General features: G+C 39.0%; 4 protein-coding genes. All 4 read left to right on the top strand.

The window, feature by feature from the left end; translation table 11 throughout:
• Window positions 1-140 precede the first annotated feature (140 nt).
• The 4 genes from ACP6PL_RS17110 to ACP6PL_RS17095 all read left to right on the top strand — a co-directional run bounded on the left by ACP6PL_RS17110 (window position 141) and on the right by ACP6PL_RS17095 (window position 16,444).
• Window positions 141-3,530: a type I polyketide synthase gene (locus tag ACP6PL_RS17110; protein ID WP_426546467.1), complete on the top strand. Its 3,390-nt coding sequence runs from the start codon at window positions 141-143 to the stop codon at window positions 3,528-3,530.
• Window positions 3,531-3,539: 9 nt separating this feature from the next.
• Window positions 3,540-8,522, top strand: coding sequence for a type I polyketide synthase (locus ACP6PL_RS17105; RefSeq protein WP_426546466.1), 4,983 nt, complete (start codon window positions 3,540-3,542; stop codon window positions 8,520-8,522).
• Window positions 8,523-8,608: 86 nt separating this feature from the next.
• Complete coding sequence (locus ACP6PL_RS17100) at window positions 8,609-12,463, top strand: type I polyketide synthase (protein WP_426546465.1); 3,855 nt, start codon at window positions 8,609-8,611, stop codon at window positions 12,461-12,463.
• Between the two features lie 501 nt (window positions 12,464-12,964).
• Window positions 12,965-16,444, top strand: coding sequence for a non-ribosomal peptide synthetase (locus ACP6PL_RS17095; RefSeq protein WP_426546464.1), 3,480 nt, complete (start codon window positions 12,965-12,967; stop codon window positions 16,442-16,444).
• Window positions 16,445-16,450 lie beyond the last annotated feature (6 nt).

Here is a 16,450-nt window from a genome sequence, read left to right as displayed (position 1 = left end):
CCATTAAATAGCTTAAACCTAGATATATCAAGAAAATAATTATCTAATAAATAGTATTACTGTCTAAGGTTTTAGTCTCATTTTTAAGCTATTTTTTCCTAAAGTCCCACTATCCTCAAAACAAGATTTAACTATTTAGAATGGAACCAATAGCAATAATAGGTATGGGCTGTCGTTTTCCGGGGGCAAAAAATCCAGATTTGTTCTGGAAATCGCTTTCTGGTGGTAAAGATGCGATAGTAAAAGTACCTCCAGATAGATTTTCAAGTAACAAACAATGGAATATTGACAACTCCCAGCTCTGTTGGAGTGGCTTTATCGAAAATGTTGATAGCTTTGATGCCAGTTTTTTTGGTATTTCTCCCAAGGAAGCAGAAGCAATTGACCCTCAGCAGAGACTATTATTAGAGGTAGCTTGGGAATCTCTTGAAAATGCAATGATCGTTCCCCAAAATTTAGCTGCCAGCAATACCGGAGTATTTGTTGGCATCACTAATGTAGATTACCATAGGCTTTCTTACCAGGATAATTCTAGCTTGAGTGCTTATAATGGTACGGGTACTTCCCTCAGCATAGCAGCCAACAGGTTATCCTATCTCCTAGATTTACGAGGGCCTAGCATGGCGATAGATACTGCTTGTTCCTCATCCCTGGTGGCAGTACATTTAGCAACTTCTAGTTTGCAAGCTGGGGAAACCAATCTTTGCTTAGTGGGAGGAGTAAATCTAATTTTATCTCCTGAACCGACTATTACTTTTTCTCAAGCGGGAATGCTCGCATCAGACGGCCGCTGTAAAACTTTTGATGCTAGTGCTGATGGTTACGTTCGGGGGGAGGGATGCGGTATGGTGGTGCTAAAACGTTTGTCTGATGCGATCGCTGATGGTAATAATATTCTCGCAGTTATCAAGGGTTCGGCAGTTAATCAGGATGGTTTGAGTAATGGTATCACTGCACCCAATGGACCAGCACAACAAGCAGTTATCAGACAGGCGCTAGCCAAAGCTAATGTGGAACCCCATCGTATTAGTTATGTAGAAGTTCACGGTACTGGTACTTCTTTGGGAGACCCCATTGAGGTAAGGTCTCTGAAAAAAGTATTGATGTCTGGCCGTTCTAGTAACGAACCTTGTTGGATGGGTTCGGTTAAAACTAATATCGGTCATTTAGAAGCTGCTGCTGGTATTGCTGGTTTGATCAAAGTAGTGTTATCCCTGCAACACCAGGAAATTCCTCCTCATTTACATTTGAAAAAATTAAATCCACTGATTTCTTTGGCAAGTACTCCTTTTGCTATTCCAACTGAACCGCAACCTTGGTTAGTTGGTATGCAACCTCGTTTTGCTGGAGTTAGTTCCTTTGGTTTTGGTGGAACTAATGCTCATGTAATTTTAGCAGAAGCACCCTATGAAGTTAGAAGTCAGGAGTCAGAAGTCAGAAGTGATAATGATGGGGTGACTCCTCTAGAAAAGGCAGATGCTTTAGAACGTCCAGTGCATTTGCTAACATTGTCGGCTAAAAATGAAGGGGCGTTGAAGGAACTGGCGCAATGTTATGTAGAGAAATTGGAGTTTGCTTCGCAAGTATCTCTAGCCGATATCTGCTTTACTGCTAATACGGCGAGGTCTCGTTTTTCTCATCGCTTGGCAGTGGTAGCTGAGTCTATTGGTGAATTGAGCGATCGCCTAAATAATTTTATTAAGGAAGAAAAAGATGTATTCATAGGAAAAGTCCGCAAACGGAAAAAACCCAAAATAGCATTTTTATTCACAGGGCAAGGTTCCCAATATGTAAATATGGGGAGACAACTTTATGAAGAATCATCAGTATTCCGAGAAGCTATTAATAAATGTGACGAAATCTTAGGTACATTCCATACAACCTCCCTCAAAGAAATTCTCTATCCTGAAGACATAAACGCATTCAACTTATCCATATTAAATCAAACCGCTTATACCCAACCTGCCCTATTTGCTGTAGAATATGCTTTAGCACAACTATGGCAATCCTGGGGCATTAAACCAGATATAGTCATGGGTCATAGTGTGGGCGAATATGTGGCAGCTTGTGTAGCTGGAGTATTCAGTCTGGAAGACGGTCTGAAATTAATTGTATCGAGAGGTAGATTAATGCAGCAGTTACCTTCTGGAGGTGAGATGCTTTCTGTTATGGCATCGGAGTCTTATGTTAGAGAAGCGATAGCTTCCATTCCTCAAATATCCATAGCAGCAATTAATGGACCAGAAAGTGTAGTGATTTCAGGGGAATCTGTTGCCGTTCGCTCTATTGTTAATAGCTTAGAGTTATCAGGAATTAAAACCAAACAACTACAGGTATCCCACGCCTTCCATTCACCATTAATGGAACCAATGTTGACGGTATTTGAAGCAGTTGCTAATCAAATCACATATAATAACCCTCAGATACCCATTATATCTAATGTTACAGGAACAACAGCAGACAATAGTATTGCTTCTGCCCAATATTGGGCGGAGCATATCTGTAAACCAGTGCTGTTTGCCCAAGGGATGGAAACTTTGCACAAACAAGGGACTGAAATATTCCTGGAAATTGGACCCAAACCAATATTATTAGGGATGGGAAGACGGTGTTTGCCGGAGGATGTAGGTGTGTGGTTGCCATCATTGCGTCCGAGGAAAATCCCCCAACCGTCCCCCTTGGAATCCCCCAACCGTCCCCCTTTCCAAGGGGGAAAGCCAGAGGATGTTGCACTTTTGAGCGATGAATGGCAACAGATGTTGTCTAGTTTAGGAGAGTTGTATGTACGGGGAGCTGAAATAGACTGGATGGGAGTTGACCAAGATTATACTCGTCAGAAAGTAGCTTTACCTACTTATCCATTTCAAAGACAACGGTATTGGGTGAAAACAGCAATTGTTGATTCCTTCCACGATACTCAAAATCTCCAGTTTTCTACAGGTCATAAAAGTCATATTCAAAGTCTAATTAATTACTTAAAAACAACCGAAAAATTTTCTGAATCAGAATTAAAAATATTTGATAAAGTAGAAGATGTATTAGACAATGATTTTGTGACTCAATTAGAAGAAGAGTTAGAAAAACCTAAAACGGATACTGAATTTATCCAAATTTTAGAAAAAACTCCTGAAAAAGAACGTCAAGCTCTTTTAATCAATCATCTACAAAATCAAATTGCTGCTGTTCTAGGTTTACCACCTTCAGAACTTCCAGACCCAGAAATAGGTTTCTTTGAAATGGGTATGGATTCGCTGATGGCTGTAGATTTAAAGAAAAGATTAGAAAAAACACTATTAATTTCTCTGTCTCCAACTTTGGCTTTTAATTATCCTAATGTTTTAGCTTTATCTAGTTATATACTTGAGGATATATTAGGATTTAATGAGACAAAAAATGAAGCCATAAAATCAACAATAAATAATAAAAATTATATTAATAATATTTTGTCAGAAATAGAAGAATTGTCAGAAGATGAAATAGAAGCTTCAATTCTTGAAGAAATTTCTGAATTAGAAACAATTTTAAAATAAATAAATGCAATGGATAATTATTTACAAGAAAGGGAAAATTTGTCTTCATCTAAACGGTTATTACTGTTAGTTAAACAGTTACGGTCAAAAGTAGAAGAGTTTAAAAAAACAGAAAAAGAACCTATCGCTGTCGTTGGTATGGGATGTCGATTTCCAGGGGGTGCAAATAACCCGGATGCTTTCTGGGAACTATTGCGCAGGGGAATGGATGCAGCGATAGAAGTACCACCAGAACGATGGAATGTTGATTCTTACTATCACCCTGACCCCGGAACTATTGGTAAAATGTATGTCCGTCAGAGCAATTTTTTACACGAAGAAATAGATAAATTTGATGCCGATTTTTTTGGTATTGCTCCCAAAGAAGCAGTTAGCATGGACCCTCAACAAAGGTTATTATTAGAGGTCAGTTGGGAAGCATTAGAAAATGCCGGTATTGCCCCCAACAAACAGACAGGTAGTTGCAATGGAGTATTTATAGGGATTAATAACTCTGATTATATGCAGCTACAGATGAATTCATCTAATGGAAATAGCTTAGGAGCTTATTTCTTTACAGGCAATACTCCTAGTGTAGCAGCAGGTCGTTTATCTTATTATTTAGGTTGGCAAGGCCCAACAATGGCAGTAGATACAGCTTGTTCATCTTCTCTAGTGGCAACTCATTTAGCCTGTCAAAGTTTACGCGCTGGAGAGTGTAATCTAGCTATTGCTGGAGGAGTAAATTTAATTATTTCTCCCCAGGGAAATCTAGTTTTATCCCAGATGCGGGCGCTATCTACTGATGGTCGTTGTAAAACTTTTGATGCAGCAGCAGATGGTTATGGACGGGGTGAGGGTTGTGGAGTAGTGGTATTGAAGCGATTATCTGATGCTATTTCAGATAATGATAATATTCTAGCAGTCATTCGTGGTTCCGCAGTTAATCACGATGGACGTAGCGGTGGGTTGACTGTTCCTAATGGTTTAGCTCAACAAAAAGTGATTCGTGCTGCTTTAGCAAATGCTGATATTGCACCCCACCAAGTTAGTTATGTAGAAGTTCACGGAACAGGTACTTCTCTAGGAGATCCGATAGAAGTAGAAGCTTTGGGAGAAGTATTAAACCCAGAGCGAACTTCCGATCTACCTTTAACAATAGCTTCTGTAAAAACTAATATTGGGCATTTAGAAGCAGCGGCTGGAATAGCAAGTTTAATCAAAACTGTGCTAGTAATGCAGCATCAGGAAATTCCTGCTCATTTACATTTCAAGCAACCAAACCCTGCTATTGCTTGGGATAAAATACCCGTGACAGTTCCGACAAAGTTAACTCCCTGGCAAGTAAATAAGGATGAAAGACGTTTTGCTGGAATAAGTTCCTTTGGCATGAGTGGTACTAATGCTCATGTTGTCTTGGGAGAAGCACCGTATGAAGTCAGAAGTAGGGGCGATTCGCGAATCGCCCCTACAGAAGTAAGAAGTGATAATGGTAGTGCAGCTTCTCTGCAAGAGGGAAATTATTTAGAACGTCCGCTACACCTATTAACTTTGTCAGCAAAAACAGAGACTGCTCTTAAAGAGTTAACAGATAAATATGCAAATTATTTAGAAACTCATCCAGGGACATTCGATGGAAAGTCTTTAGCAGATATTTGTTTTACAGCTAATACAGGACGTAACCATTTTTGTCATCGACTGGCTTTAATAGGAGAATCATCAACAGAAATAGCTGAAAAACTAGCTGTTATAAACTTTTCAGATGAACCGTTGTCGTCGAATGCTCGACCTAAAGTAGCATTTTTATTCACCGGGCAAGGTTCCCAATACATTTATATGGGGCGAGAGTTGTTTGACACTCAACCCATATTCCGCAAAATATTGGAACGCTGTGATGAAATTCTCCGGCCATATTTAGATAAACCACTTTTAGAAGTATTGTATCCACCGCTTCGCGAAATTCAAAAGTCAAAAGTCAAAAGTCAAAAGTATGACTCCACAGATGAATCTAGGGGCTTGTATACATTAGATGAAACAGCTTACACCCAACCTGCTCTATTTGCTATAGAATATGCTCTTGCCGAGTTATGGAAATCTTGGGGAATAGAGCCAGATATAGTCATGGGGCATAGTGTAGGTGAATATGTTGCTGCTTGTGTAGCAGGAGTATTCAGTTTAGAAGATGGGCTAAAATTGATTGCCGAACGGGGACGACTAATGCAGGCGTTGCCAAAAAATGGCAAAATGGTAGCCATTTTTGCCTCGGAAGACCAAGTACGGGCGGCTATATCATCATCTAATTTTGACCAAGTTTCTATTGCAGCTATTAATGGTCAGAATAGTATAGTTATTTCTGGGGAAGCGACAGTAGTAGAAGCTGTGGTATCTCAACTAGAAAATCAGGGATTAGAAACCAGACAGTTAAATGTTTCTCATGGTTTCCATTCTCCATTAATGGAGCCAATGTTAGATGATTTTGCTAAAGTCGCATCAGAAGTTCAGTATTCATCCCCAAGTATTAAACTTATTTCTAATTTGACTGGCAAGTTAGTAGAGGAAAATCAAGTTTGTCAAGCAAGTTATTGGTGTCAGCACATTCGGGAAGGAGTACAATTTTCTGCAAGCATGGAAACTTTGCACCGAGAAGGATACAATATTTTTCTCGAAATTGGTCCTCATCCTGTTTTATTAGGAATGGGGCGCAGGTGTTTACCAGAGAATGCAGGGATGTGGTTCCCTTCATTGCGGAAAAAAATATCTGATTGGCAACAGTTATTGACTAGCTTGAGTGAATTGTATGTTCGGGGAGTTGAGGTAGACTGGGATGGATTTGATGCAGGTTATTCCCGTCAACGTTTACAACTACCGACTTATCCATTTCAAAGACAACGGTATTGGATAGAAGAAGGAAGAAGGGAGAAGGAAGAAGGAAGAAGTCAAGACAAGGAACTGTCGAAAAAGTCCGATATTTCTGATTTATTTTATCAAGTGGAATGGGAGGAAAAAGCGCTGACAAATGTTAGTTTGCCAACAAACCTTACTCCCGGAACTTGGTTAATATTTGCTGAGTCAAATGGGCGTTTATGGGAAAATCTAGTAGATTTATTAGAGAAACAGGGGCAGACTTGTATTGTTGTGTTTGCTGGGGAAGAACGTTGGTCGATCGCCCTTAAAGGTGAACGGGAAATGTGGCAAATTAATCCAGCACGACTTCAAGATTTTCAAAATTTAATAGATAGCACATTAACAAATGACTTACCACCATGTAAGGGAATAGTACATTTGTGGAGTTTGGAAACAACTCCAACTGCTGATACTACAATTGAATCTTTGGAAATAGACCAACTTAGAAATTCGGGTAGTGTTCTCCATTTAGTGCAAGCTTTGACAAAAAGGGTGACATCTAATTTGCCTAAATTATGGATTGTTACTCAAGATGCTCAACCTATTAAAAGGCAACAGGCAACAGGCAACAGGCAACAGGCAACAGAAAACAACAGTAGTAATGTTTATACTTCTCAACTCTCAGTAGCTAACTCTTCTACTTCCCATAATATAGAAGTTACTCAAGCTCCCTTGTTAGGTTTAGGACGAGTTTTGGCAATTGAACATCCAGAAGTTTTTGGTGGGTTGATAGATTTAACTTCTGATGACTCAGAAGAGGTGGCAACTACTGCGTCAGCGTTATTAGAGGAAATTTTACATCCAGAAGGGGAGACAGAAATTGGAATTCGAGGAAACAAGCGTTATGTAGCTCGCCTGACAAATTCTCAAGTTTCTTCCCCTATCAACAAAATAGATTTGTGTTCTGATGCTACTTATTTACTAACAGGTGGTAATGGGGCTTTAGGGCTAACATTTGCTAAGTGGATGGTAGAAAATGGGGCGCGAAATTTAGTTTTAGTGGGACGTAAAGATGCTTCCGAATTTGCTAGAGAAAAAATTGCACAAATGGAAACAATGGGGGCTAAAATAGTTTTGGCAAGGGGCGATATTTCTCTGGAAAATGACGTGCAAAAAATTATTAGCGATATTGCTCAGTCATTGCCACCTTTACGGGGTATAATGCACCTAGCTGGAGTCTTAGATGATGGCGTGCTGCAAAAACAAAATTGGCAACGTTTTGCCAAAGTTATGGCTCCTAAAGTCAAAGGTACTTGGAATATTCACCGTTATACCCAGGATTTACCATTAGACTTTTTTGTTTGTTTTTCTTCTATAGCTTCAGTTTTAGGTTCTCCTGGTCAAGGAAATTATGCTGCTGCCAACAGTTATTTAGATGCTCTTACCCACTACCGACAGCAAAAGGGATTAACTGGTTTGACTGTTAACTGGAGTCCTTGGGGTGAAGTTGGGATGGCAACAGGTGTAGGCAACCTAAACGAACAACGTTGGGAAGCAGCAGGGGTAAAAACTATATCACAGCTAGAAGGAATAGAATTTTGGGAACAAATACAAAATTCCTTGCAATCTCAACCTCAAGTTACTATACTACCTATTGACTGGTCGAAATTTTTCCAACAGTTTATGGGTGGCATTGAACCACCATTATTGTCAAGAATAGCTCAAGCACACCAGTCATCAATTTTCCCACAGCAGGAACAAATTAGTCAAAAATTAAAAGATGTACCTGCAAAACAACAAAAGGCTGTGTTAATTGCTGCTATTCAAGAAGAAGTTGCTGCCAGCCTGGCTACAAATAAATTGCCACAACCGCAGACAGGCTTTTTTGAGATGGGAATGGACTCTTTGATGGCTTTAGAATTTAGGAATCGTTTGCAAAATAGTGTTGGTAAGTCATTGGCTTCAACCTTAACTTTTGAATATCCCAATATTGAAGCGATCGCTGACTATCTATTACAAGAGGTATTATGTTTAGAATTAAAGGATGATTCTATTCAAGATACAACTATAGACCAGACAAAAAATTGGGAAGAAGAAGCTAAACAATTATCAGAAGCAGAATTATCAGCACTTATTGACCAGGAATTAAAATCATTGAGCAGTTCCTAGAGACAAGTAGGGGTTTGGACTCCAAACCCCCACCAATAACTACCAAATTTTGTTGCACAAAACTTTCTACCACTAGCTACTGACTTATGAACACAACCCCCCAAAACACAGAAGAATTATCTCCTTTACAGCGAGCATTTGTCACCATTAAGGAATTGCGCTCTAGGTTGGACGCAATAGAAACTGCTACTACAGAACCCATAGCTATCATTGGTACGGGCTGTAGATTTCCTGGTGGGGCAAATGACCCTGAATCGTTCTGGCAAATATTGCGTGATGGGGTGGATACTATTCAGGAAGTTCCTAGCGACAGGTGGAATGTTGATGCTTACTATGACCCGACTCCAGAGACTCCAGGTAAAACCTATACTCGTAAGGGAGGATTTTTAAGCAAAATTGATGAGTTTGATGCTGAATTCTTTGGACTCCATCCCCGCGAAGTCACTAGCATGGACCCCCAGCAGAGATTATTATTAGAAGTGAGTTGGGAAGCATTAGAAAATGCTGGCATTGCCCCAGAAAAACTGACGGGTAGCAAGAGTGGAGTATTTTTAGGCATTAGTGTCAACGAATACGGTCAACAAGCTTTATTTGATAGTCCTACGGATATTGATGTTTATGCTGCGACAGGAAATGCTTTAAGTGTTGCAGCAGGTCGTTTATCCTACAGTTTAGGTTGGCAAGGTCCAGCAATGGTAGTGGAGACTGCCTGTTCGTCGTCCCTAGTAGGTGTGCATTTAGCTTGTCAAAGTTTGCGTGCTAAGGAGTGTCATCTTGCTGTTGCAGGTGGAGTGTATTTAATGATGTCGCCCATGACAACTGTTGCGATGTCCAAACTTCAAGCTTTATCTCCTGATGGTCGCTGCAAAACTTTTGATGCTGCTGCTGACGGTTATGGTAGGGGTGAGGGGTGCGGAATGGTACTACTGAAACGCTTGTCTGATGCTATTAACGACGGGGACAATATTCTAGCTTTGATTCGGGGTTCGGCAGTTAACCAAGATGGTCGTAGTAGTGGTTTAACAGTTCCCAATGCTAAAGCACAGCAGGAAGTTATTCGAGCAGCATTGGAAAATGCCAAAGTTTCTCCTGGAGATATTAGTTATGTGGAAGCTCACGGTACGGGAACATCTTTAGGAGATCCCCTTGAGGTAAAAGCTTTGACTGAAGTTTTGCGGGGCAGAAATGCAGAAGCGCCAGCACTAATGTTAGGTTCAGTGAAAACTAATATTGGTCATTTGGAGGCAGGAGCGGGGATAGCAAGTTTAATCAAAGTAGTATTGGCAATGCAGCATGGAGAAATACCGCCCCATTTGCATCTTACTCAATTAAATCCACATATTTCTCAAGTTGGTACTGCTGTAAATATTCCCACAAAATTGACTCCTTGGTTACCAACGAAAGATGGAAAACTTTTTGCTGGAGTTAGTTCTTTTGGTTTTAGTGGTACTAATTCCCATTTAATTTTGGAATCATTCAATGGAGTCAGGAGTCAGGAGTCAGGAGTCAGAAGTAGGGGCGAATGGCCATTCGCCCTTACAGAACGTCCGTTGCATTTATTGACTCTTTCGGCAAAAACGGATACTGCTCTTAAAGAGTTAAAAAATAGATATCAAAAATATTTAGGAGCTCATCCAGAAGTAGAACTACCAGATATATGTTTTACATCTAATACAGGGCGTTCTCATTTTTCTCATCGCCTTGCTGTAGTAGGAGAGTCAACAGCAGAAATTCTTCAACAACTTGCTAGTTTTGAAATTCCTGCTGAGTCTACAGTCAAACCTAAGATAGCATTTTTATTCTCTGGTATTGACTCCCAATACATCAACATGGGAAGGCAACTTTTTGAGACTCAACCAACATTCCGCAAAACATTAGAGCGTTGTGATGAAATTCTCCAACCTTACTTACAAGAATCATTATTACAAATATTGTACCCAGAGTCAGATGAGAGGAGACCTAACCCCCCAACCCCCTTCCCTGCAAGGGAAGGGGGAGATAAAATGCCTCTCTCCTTGCAGGAGAGAGGTTTGGAGAGAGATTTAGATGAAACTTATACTCAAGCTACTTTATTTGCCTTAGAATATGCTCTTGCTGAGTTATGGAAATCTTGGGGGATAGAACCCGACGTAGTAATGGGACAGGATGTGGGGGAATATGTGGCTGCTTGTGTAGCAGGAGTATTTAGTCTAGAAGATGGAATAAAACTGATTATCAAAGAGTTAAGCCCATCAGAAGTAACTTATTTTCCTCCAAATATCAGTTTCATTTCCAATATTACTGGTAAACTTGCTACACAAGGAGAAATAGCAAATTCGGAATATTGGCAAAATAGTCTTAATAAGACTGTTAAATTTTCTGATGGCATTCAAACCCTATACGAAAATCAATACAACCTATTTGTAGAAATTTCGCCACAACCTATTTTTGACACATTTGCCAAGACAGCAAATGCTTCTTCCCAGAGCGCGCAAGGGACTTGGTTGCCTTCCCTAGATAAAACAAAAGCTGACTGGGAAGTATTATTGTCTAGTCTTGCGAAACTTTATCAACTAGGTGCTGACATTGACTGGGAAGGATTTGACATTGACTATCAACGCCAACGTCTACAGTTACCCACTTATCCTTTTCAACGACAACGGTATTGGATTAATAAAACTCAAAAACAAAGTAATACAATACTTTCTGCCCAACTTTCCCATCCTTTATTGGATAAACGACTATATTCGCCGTTGTCTGAAACTCAAATTGAGTCACAGTTTGTATTAGACAAACTACCACTTGTTGGCGATCACCGCATAGGTGGAACGCCATTGGTGAATTTTGTAGTTTATCTAGAAATGGTTGTTGGTGCTGTCAAAGAAGTTTTCGGCAAACTATCTTATCATTTTGAGGATGTATCTGTTTCTCAAGCATTAATTATGCCAGAATCAGCAACTCGGACTGTGCAGTTAATTTTAAATCCTGAAAACGAAAATAAAGTATCTTTTAAAATTTTCAGTTTGCCAACTGAGGATGATATGAGTGTTTGGATGCTTCATGCTTATGGGGAAATTTGTTTCGACAAGCAACCTTTAGAAGAAAGAAAACACCCAGAAGTTTTTCTGGAAAAGTATCCTGAAAAAATCTCTAGTTCTGAATTTTATCCAATGGTGGCAAAACTAGGAATTAAGCTAGGTAAAAGTTGCCAGTTATTGGATACAGTTTGGCGAGAAGATGGGGAAGCGATCGCTAAAATTAAACTCCTAGAAAATTCTAATTCTTCTAATAGTTATCTACTGCCTTTGGGAAGTATTGATGCTTGGATACAAATATTATCTGTCTGTTTTCCTCCCGAAGTTTCCGATATGTACTTGTTAGTAGGATTAGAAAAATTCCAGTTTTATAGCTATTCTGGGCAACAACTTTGGGGGAGAGCAAAAATTGAAACTAATGGAAATTATGAAGAAAACATTCAAGGTCAACTTTGGCTATTTGATGAGACAGGAGTGCTGGTTGGAGAAATTACTAATGCCCAGTTAAAGCGTGTTAGTCTTGAAACTCTACGACGAGCTGGACAGGCTAGTAATAGTAGTGGTAAACCTCGCCGTCAAAGCAATATTTCTCCTGAAATAGTTCTTGGCACTCCAAGAAAAGAACGCTCTCTTGTTTTAGAAAAATATTTAATAGAAGAATTAGCTGCAGCGCTACAATTAAATCCTAATAAACTAAATTCACAACAGCTTCTAGCTACTATAATTGATTCTTTAATGGCATTTGAACTTAGGAAATCTATTGAAACAGACCTAAGCATACAATTACCAATAGAAGAATTTTTAGGGGAAAGTAATATTGCTCAACTAGCTACGACTATACTTGAAAAATTGAATTTAGCAAACCTAACATTATCAGAATTATCATCAACTGAAATTGAGGAAGATATGGAAGAAATTGTCTTATGAGTATCAATAAATTTTTCCATAGGCAAAATCAGATATTCACCAGTTTTAGGCTTTGTTTAAAATTTAATATTAAATCATATAAGCACTGATTAATTTTACTCCTAATTTAAGGTTATCTAACAAGCTCACATTGGTTTGGTTTCGCAAGCTCAACCAAACCTACTAATTACTCAAAAAACTATTAAAAAAATGACTATAAACGAACTATTGACATTAACGAATATCTCGAAGAAATTCGAGAGCATTTCTCATAAAGATGAGCTACATTTACGATCCCCCTAAATCCCCCTTTGCAAGGGGGACTTTGAAACCTCTCCCCTTTTTAAGCGGTTACCCCCCTTATCAAGGGGGGTAAGGGGGGATCTAAAACTGTTTGACGAGAGCAAGATGTTCCCACTATTAACTACTCAAAAAAACTACTGACTACTACGGGAGCAAGATGCTCCCACTATTAACTACTCAAAAAAACTACTGACTATTGACTACTGACTACTAAAAAAAATGACTATAAAAGAACTATTAAACGAACTTTCAGAACAGGGTGTTAAGTTGTGGACGGATGGCGAACAACTACGCATTCGTGCTAATAAAGGTGTCATTACTCCCGAAAAACGGCAAATGATTTCTGAGTACAAAGCTGAAATTCTAGAGCAGTTGCGACAAAACAATATAGGAGCTAGCACCGCATCTTTACCCGTTATTGTACCTCAACCGGAGAAACGCTACGAACCCTTCCCAATGACAGATATTCAATATGCGTTTTGGGTTGGTCGGATGGGGGTTTTGGAATTAGGTGATGTTGCAAATCATGGTTATTACGAAATTGAAGCAGTTGGTCTCAACTTAAAGCGTCTTAACCAAGCACTCAACAAAATAATTCAGCGTCACGATATGTTGCGAGCGGTAATGTTGGCGGAAGGTTTACAACAGGTATTAGAAAAAGTACCGACGTATGAAATATCAACTCTCGATCTCAGAGGCGAAAATGAGGATGTTGCTCAGGCAAGAATTTTAGAAATACGAGATATCATGTCTCATCAAGTATTGCCTGCGGACAAATGGCCGTTGTTTGAGTTTAGAGCAAGTATTTTAGAGCAACAACGCCTCAGACTGCATATTAGTTACGACCTGCAAATATTTGATGCTTGGAGCATGATGCGGTTGTTTGAGGAGTGGTTTGAAGTCTACGAAAATCCAGAAATTCTTCTCAAACCACTAGAAATTACATTCCGTGATTATGTTTTAGCAGAACAAGCTTTAGAAAAAACTGAATTGTACGAGCGATCGCGACAATATTGGTTAAACCGGATAGATAGTTTACCACCTGCTCCTGATTTACCTCTGGCACTAAATCCTAATTCTATCAAAGATTATCAATGCCAGCGTTTTAGAGGGAAACTAGATAAGACTACCTGGCAAAAGTTGAAAAAACGAGCAGGTGAAGCAGGTTTAACTCCTTCTGCTGTATTGTTAGCTGCATTTGCCGACGTACTGACATTCTGGGGAAAAAGTCCTCAGTTTACCATGAATCTTGCTTTATTTAATCGCTTGCCTCTACATCCCCACGTCAACAATATATTAGGTGACTTTACTTCTGTAACTCTATTAGCAGTAGATAACTCAGCAACAGAAACATTTACTAAGAGAGCATTACGGTTACAACGACAACTGTGGCAAGATTTGGAACACCGCTATTTTAGTGGGGTGCGAGTCATGCGAGAAATAAATCGTAGGCAAGGTCAAACTCCTACTGCGATGCCAGTTGTTTTTACTAGCGCTATTGGTTTTGATGCACTAGGTCAAGAAAACTCAAGTTTATTTAGGTTTGGAGAATTAGTCTATGCTATTAGTCAGGCATCTCAGGTATGGATGGATCATCAAGTTAGCGAACAAAATGGAGAATTAGTATTTACCTGGGATGCAGTTGCAGCATTATTTCCAGAGGGAATGATTTCGGATATGTTTGATGGTTATTATAGTCTGATCCGAAATTTGGCTAATTCTGATGTTGCCTGGAGCGAGACAACAAGGCAAGGAATGATGCCAGAAAACCAATTATTACAGAGAAAAAATATTAATGCTACAGAAAAGCTGATTTCTGATGCTACTCTGTATAGTTTGTTTGCAGAGCAAGTTCAAGTGCGCAGAAATGAGGTTGGTGTTATTGCAAGGGATAGCTCCCTAACTTACCATGAATTATCTGAATTGTCAATACAATTAGGTGGAAAATTGCAGCACTTAGGAGCAGCACCTAATCGACTGGTGGCAGTAGTTATGGAAAAAGGATGGGAGCAAATAGTTGGTGTTTTGGGGGTTTTAGCTGCTGGTGCTGCTTATGTTCCTTTTAATCCTAAAGAACCAAAGGAGCGTTTGCAATATCTATTGTCCAACAGTGAGGCAGAAATTGTGCTTACTCAGTCTTGGTTGACAGATATTGCATTGCCTGAGAATATTAAGCGTATTGATGTGGATACTTTTTCCTCATCTCCAACGGATAATTTTCCATCACCTGTTACTGCTCACTCTGATGACTTAGCTTATGTTATCTACACTTCTGGTTCCACTGGTTTACCGAAAGGAGTGATGATTACTCATCGGAATGTGGTTAATGTTGTTGTTAACACTAATCAACGTTTTCAGGTGGGAGTTGATGACAAAATATTGGCTGTTACTGCTCTGAATCACGATTTATCGGTATATGATATTTTCGGTCTTTTAGCTGCTGGTGGAACAATTGTTATGCCTGATGCTGAGAGAGTTAAAGACCCCAGTCATTGGATTGAATTAATTAACCAAGAAGGAATTACATTATGGAATTCTGTACCACCAATGATGGAAATGTTAGTAGAATATGCTACTGATTTTAATCAAAGTTTATCATCTACTTTGCGTTTAGCAATTATGGGTGGAGATTGGTTGCCAGTTTCTCTTCCGACTAGGTTAAGAAAATTAGTAAAGGAGATAGAAATTCTCAGTATTGGTGGTCCTACGGAAACAACTATTTGGAATATTGGTTACTTAATAAAAGAGGTCGATCCGAATTGGAAAAGTATTCCCTACGGTCAACCAATGGTAAATTCTAAATACTATATATTGAGTGAAAATTTAGAAGATTGTCCGATGTGGGTTCCCGGTCAAATGTACTGTGCTGGAGTACAAGTTGCTAAAGGTTATTGGCACAATGAAGAAAAAACAAATGCTAGTTTTATTACTCATCCCCGCACTGGTGAACGAATATATGGAACAGGAGATTTAGGACGATATTTACCTGATGGAAATATTGAGTTTGTTGGTAGGGCAGATTTTCAAATTAAGATTCGGGGACATCGGGTTGAAACTGGGGAAATAGAGGCAGCTTTAACCAAACATTCGGAAGTAAAATCTGCAATAGTTAAAGCATTTGGCAAAGATGACAAACAGCGTTTAGTTGCTTATCTAATTCCTAGTCAAAAACCAGAACCAACTATTGCTGAAATAAGTCAATTTTTGCAAGATAAATTACCAGAATATATGATACCATCGGCTTATATATTTCTGGATAAATTTCCACTATCTGCCAATGGTAAAATAGATAGGCGATCGCTCCCTCAACCAGAGGGGAATTTTTCAATAATAGAGGTTAACTATGTAGCACCTAAAACCAAAATTGAGCAGACTATTGTGGAAATTTGGCAAGAGGTATTAGAGTTAGAAAAGGTAGGAGTTAACGATAACTTTTTTGATTTAGGTGGGAACTCCTTACAAGTTACTAAAATTTATAATCAACTGCGAGAAGCATTACCAAATGAATTTCAAAATATCTCTTTGGTGGATGTGTTTAAATATCCGACGATTAGTAAATTATCAGAACAATTAAGTCATGATTCAGACATCAATATTCAGGAATTAATAGAACAAAAAGATGAAAATTTAAAAGTCAAAATACAAGCTGGTAAAAATCGGATAAAAGCAAGATTAAATAAAAGTAGAACTGCCAAATGAAGTAGG

This window comes from Dapis purpurea BLCC-M126, assembly GCF_050015975.1.
In the GTDB taxonomy this organism is placed as follows: Bacteria; Cyanobacteriota; Cyanobacteriia; order Cyanobacteriales; family Microcoleaceae; genus Trichodesmium.
Note: the sequence above shows the minus strand (reverse complement) of the source record. Positions and strands in the feature narration are given on the sequence as shown.